The following is a 4,852-nucleotide window of genomic DNA, read 5'->3' as shown; positions in this document are numbered from 1 at the left end:
AATGGAGCCTTGTACTTTCTAAAAAAAGGAAGTCCTGTGGGAGTGCTGTTTATGTAAGGGGGGGCGAATTCCTCCCCTTACATAAATGACAGGGGTTTCCATTCGCCCCCCTTACCAACCCCTAATTTTCGATGATTCCTCCAGGGTGAACCCCCTGCGGGCAAACACACTCTGGAGAACAGGTTGAATTAGAGAGTACCTTGCGCTCCCTGTTGCGCTCTTTTTTATTAGGTACTCTCTCTGCTTTTAGAATAATGAGATGTCTCAGAGTCTAGAAGAGAAGTTGGTTGAATACTTTCAACCCGAAAACATCAAAACAGCTTTTTTACACTATAAAGAAGCCAAACATAATGTGTTTACGGATGAGATAAAAATTCCAATGGGAGCTGATGGGATTTCTTATCAAACCTTTGAAAAAGAACTCTCTATTCGGTGTCAATTGATTTCTCAAAGAGTCCTGAACGGAACTTATATATTTTACCCTTTTCGAGAGGAGAGGTTAACGTCCCCAAACCTTCGGGTAAAGAAAGAGTCTTATCAATTGCCACTATCCGCGACGTTGTCGTACAGAAAATTTTGTACGAGGTTTTATATAGTGAAGTCGAGAAAGTTTTCTGCGTCAATTCTGCATTAGACCGAGTTTCATGGGCTTATCGCAAAGGCAAGTCTGCGCCTGATGCCGCTAAACTCATCCACCACTATATTCAAAACGGTTTCCAATGTGCTTTAGATGCCGATATTGTCCAATTTTTCGATCGCATTTCTCACTCCCGTTTGATTTCTATCATTGAGAATTTATTTGGTCAGCAAACGCGGGTTAGCACTTTGCTGAGAAGGTTTATTAAAACGAGCGGCATTTCCTACAGAGATGACCGAGGTAAACCCAGAAATACCAAAACTTTCCATCACCACAAACCGCCCAAACAAAATTTACGTTTAGAAGGTATCCCCCAAGGCGGAGTGCTTTCTGGAATGTTGGCTAATTTATATCTGCACGAATTTGATAAGTGGGCGATCGCTAATTTAGCCCGAGACTATACTCTGCGTTATGTCCGCTATGCCGATGATTTTGTCATTCTATTAAAAAGTCAAGAGAAGCTTTCGGAAATTCACTGTCGGGTTGAGCAAAAACTTGCAGAAATAAAGCTCGAACTTCATCCCATTTTAGAAGATGCTGAGGCATCCAAAACTAAATATCTAGATATTTCCCAGACTTCTTTAATTTTTTTAGGATTTGAATTGACTCGCGATCGGCTTAAAATTAGCCCTGCCAATATTAACAGATTTCAGGCCAAAATACAACAAAAAATCCAAAAATAAACCAGCGATAAATTTAAAGGCGGAGCGCACCAAAGGTTTGATTCATTTATTCGTCATGTTATTAATAAAAAAATCAAAGGAAAAGAGGAAAAAATTTGTCCCCTATGTCACGGGAGGCTCAAAGGGGAAAGAACCAGCAACTGGATCGGCTTTTTTTCGGTGGTGACCGATACTCAACAGATAAAAGAGCTGGACAAATGGATTCGCCAGCGCGTGAGTCAGCATTTTTATCAAACATACAAGCTGCGAGTAAAAAGAACGGACTTTCGTCGGGCAGGGTTAGGGAGCTTAATCCGAGAATACTACAAACACAAGCACCCGAGAAATCCATGCTCTTGCCAATCACCTGATTTAAAGCTTATTTTGTTCATTTCCCTATTGACGAAGGAATTTAATTGGTTTAAAAATGCCCTGGTAATTCACTTTATTTTATCGAGTTTGAGAAACTGAGACCAAATGGATAGAGTCCCAACAGTCGGGTAGGAGGAACATGAAACGCTTGTTTAGTCGCGCAGGTAGAGGTAAGCGCTGACGCGCCGCGAGTCAAGGACTCCCGTCTCAATTACAAGAATCTAGAGTAATGTTTCATCACTTTTCAAGCTAATCTTGCTTTTTTTACGAGGTTGTGTTCTATAATAAAAGATTGGTTCAACTGTAGCTCATGGAATCCTTCATCATTAGCCGAAATGGCAGGGTGAAGTCAGGGAGAAAGGGGAAAGCTCTATGCCGCGATGGAAAGTCAAAACGGAATTTACCTTCGACAGCGCCCACTATATCAAGGACTACGACGGTCCTTGCGGTCGGATTCACGGACACACCTATCGCGTGCGCGTGGAGGCGACGTCTGAGAAACTGCACGCCTCGGAATACTGCCCCCACGAGGTGATGGTGGCGGATTTCCGCACCCTGCGCTGGGCAAAACGGGACGTGACGAAAGGCGGGTTGGATCACTGTCTCCTGAATGAGGCAATGCCAGAAGGATACGAGACCACCGCAGAGGCGATCGCCCAGTACATTTATGAGGAAACGAAGCGCCGAGTGCCCCAGGGGGTGCGCTTGAAGGTCGCCGTGTCGGAAACCCCCAATTCCTGGGTGGAATATGAAGATGATTGAGGTTAGGCGTAACCGAGAAATATTCTCCACAACTGCAACTCATCGGTGCCACCCTAGTTTAAAAATCGCGATCGCTGCCAAACTATCACAGAAAAACCCAGGGCTAACTGTGCAATCGAACGTATTGTAGTCATTAACCCCGAAAAATAATTCCATGAAAACACATCATTATTCAATCAACCTTGAATGGACGGGTAACGAAGGAAAAGGGACTTTCGATTACCAATCTTATAATCGCAGCTATATTTTAAGGGCGCCGGGCAAATCTCAAAAAATCATGGGTTCTTCAGACCCTTCGTTTTTAGGAGACCCAACCAAATATAACCCGGAAGACCTCTTCATTTCTTCCCTTTCCGCTTGTCATATGCTTTGGTATCTGCATTTGTGTTCCGTCCACCAAATCATTGTGACTGATTACGTCGATCGCGCTACTGGACTTATGGAGGAAACGGACACTGGAAGTGGAAAGTTTAAAGAAGTCACGTTACATCCCATTGTCACGGTAGAAAGTGAAAAGATGATTGCCACCGCAAATCAACTCCACTCTGAAGCCAATAAAATGTGTTTTATTGCCAATTCATGTAACTTCAAAATCAACCATCATCCCCAAGTAATGGTCAAACAGGATATAGAATAACTTCAAGTAAAAGCCAAATCGTTTGCACAAGCGCGCGAGTTGGAGTATGAAGAGAATATTCCGTTCAAACAGGTGCTTGTTTATCGCAATATTCTGCCTGATTCTTACGATAAAGATGACGAAATCGAGTGCTAAGGATTGGCAATAAATAATTTGAGGATTTGCAATTTCCCAGAATTTTACAGGCGGTTGGCGAGTCATCCTTGTGACCAAGGCGATCGCCCCCTCGCCTTCCCTCAGCAGCCCCTGTAGTGAGCCAGTGCCCCAAGTTTGGCCGCAATGGAGTGCAGGCAAGGCGAAACCAAATGCCCACAACTCCCTCCCCGGGGGGAATCGAGAGAATGGAGCAAATTTTTTCCAAAATCCCTTGCATTTTCCCAATCCCCTATGCTACATTAAGATACTGTTGGAACGAGGACGCATAGCTCAGTTGGTTAGAGCACCACGTTGACATCGTGGGGGTCACTGGTTCGAGTCCAGTTGCGTCCATCCCTCCGAACCCGCCTGCCCCTCCAGAACCTGGCGGTTTTTATTATATTTGCCCCAGGATATCGGCAAAAAACCCAGTTCAAACGAACTGGGTTAGACGAAAAAGTATGACACCATTAATTTGGGTTGCTGGCGATGGAATCGGTGGGCGATCGCTCGCCAAATCTCGATATTGCAAGCACCTTCCTCGAGCGAGCTTCCTCTATGCTTCCTTTTTAATTTCCATTTTCGCCTGCAAGGGTCGGAGGCGGCATCAGCCAAATGGCTGAAACCGATCGCTCATTTGGCCGATATGCCGCTTAACGCCACCCCCTAGGGATTCAATTCTTCCGTGGGTTCCTCCATATTGGAAGATTCCAGAGTAATTTCCTGCACCAGAGGGGCATCAGCAATGGTAGTCAAACCTTGGTCTCGCATCAATTGCTCCCATTCATCTTTCACCAAACGGTTGCGTGGGTTGTCGCGCAGAGAGGTTGCCAGAGAGGCCAAGGTATCTTGCCAAATGCCATTCTGGGCATAGACTTGGGCGCGCTCTAGCTGAGAAGTGGCTTCCTGTAATTCCTGACGCAATGCGATCGTCGGTTCCACCCGCCGGATCCAACCGCGCACGAAAATATCAGCCGCGCGATCCTCGGGATTGCAAATCATCGAAAAATACCACTGATAATTCTTGTCTAGGTCCAACGGAGGCAAAGAGGCATTCTCCGGAAGGCTGAGGCTGACAATTCCCGGTTCCCCTTTCGTGCGGAAGGTGGTTTCGTAAATCACCGTTTCCCCTTTTTCATCCATCAGCACGAATTCCACTGCTGTGGCATCAGTTGGCGGCAGATACCAGAAGAAGGTGGGATATTCTTCTACCGTCAAGCCCACCATGCTTTCTGGAATCAGGGCGGTGAGGAGGCGATCGCTGGGTTGTCCGCCGCCGATGCTGCATCCCCGGCTTCCGCCCCCGATCCGGCGTCCTGGCGCTCCAGGCTCCACCACTTGGTCGAAGGCACTTCCGCGCGTCCCCCCGCCGACTCTGCCTCGGGGTGCGCCTACATTATCCGGTGGCACGAAGTCCACTGCTTTAGCCGAATTTGCCCCTGGGGCAAACAATCCCAAACACAGGGCTAAACCTGCCGACATCAGACTGGTGTAATATGTTTTCCTATTCACGAGTTATCCCCCATTCATTGAGTGGTTTCAGTTAGATTTCCCTTGTAGATATTAGAGAGTGACGTACTCCCGACGCCGACCGCTTAGGCGGTACGGCGCGGGCTTCTCCGCCCAGACCTTTGAGATCTGGGTTTC

The 4,852-nt window shown here is 46.7% G+C and carries 4 protein-coding genes and 1 tRNA gene; 4 read left to right on the top strand and 1 reads right to left on the bottom strand.

Annotated elements, in window-relative coordinates; translation table 11 throughout:
- Positions 1-432: 432 nt before the first annotated feature.
- The 4 genes from AC0QH1_RS01435 to AC0QH1_RS01420 all read left to right on the top strand — a co-directional run bounded on the left by AC0QH1_RS01435 (position 433) and on the right by AC0QH1_RS01420 (position 3,559).
- The gene (locus tag AC0QH1_RS01435; protein ID WP_324628967.1) at positions 433-1,320 is read left to right on the top strand and encodes a reverse transcriptase domain-containing protein; all 888 of its coding nucleotides are present in this window, start codon (positions 433-435) and stop codon (positions 1,318-1,320) included.
- A 723-nt stretch (positions 1,321-2,043) separates the two neighbouring features.
- The gene (locus AC0QH1_RS01430; RefSeq protein ID WP_324628966.1) at positions 2,044-2,433 is read left to right on the top strand and encodes a 6-pyruvoyl trahydropterin synthase family protein; all 390 of its coding nucleotides are present in this window, start codon (positions 2,044-2,046) and stop codon (positions 2,431-2,433) included.
- Positions 2,434-2,587: 154 nt separating this feature from the next.
- Positions 2,588-3,070, top strand: coding sequence for an OsmC family protein (locus AC0QH1_RS01425; protein ID WP_324628964.1), 483 nt, complete (start codon positions 2,588-2,590; stop codon positions 3,068-3,070).
- A 415-nt stretch (positions 3,071-3,485) separates the two neighbouring features.
- Positions 3,486-3,559, top strand: a tRNA-Val gene (locus tag AC0QH1_RS01420).
- A gap of 312 nt (positions 3,560-3,871) precedes the next feature.
- Here the strand turns inward: AC0QH1_RS01420 and AC0QH1_RS01415 are convergent.
- Positions 3,872-4,717, bottom strand: coding sequence for a DUF928 domain-containing protein (locus AC0QH1_RS01415; protein ID WP_324628963.1), 846 nt, complete (start codon positions 4,715-4,717; stop codon positions 3,872-3,874).
- Between the last annotated feature and the right edge of the window lie 135 nt (positions 4,718-4,852).

The organism is Phormidium sp. CCY1219 (genome assembly GCF_055795085.1).
The sequence above is the reverse complement of the archived record's forward strand: the minus strand, read 5'-3'. Positions and strand labels throughout refer to the sequence as shown.

Excerpts from the sequence above, each read along its gene's own strand:
- AC0QH1_RS01430 (WP_324628966.1), top strand. The coding sequence starts at position 2,044 with ATGCCGCGATGGAAAGTCAAAACGGAATTTACCTTCGACAGCGCCCAC.
- AC0QH1_RS01425 (WP_324628964.1), top strand. The coding sequence starts at position 2,588 with ATGAAAACACATCATTATTCAATCAACCTTGAATGGACGGGTAACGAA.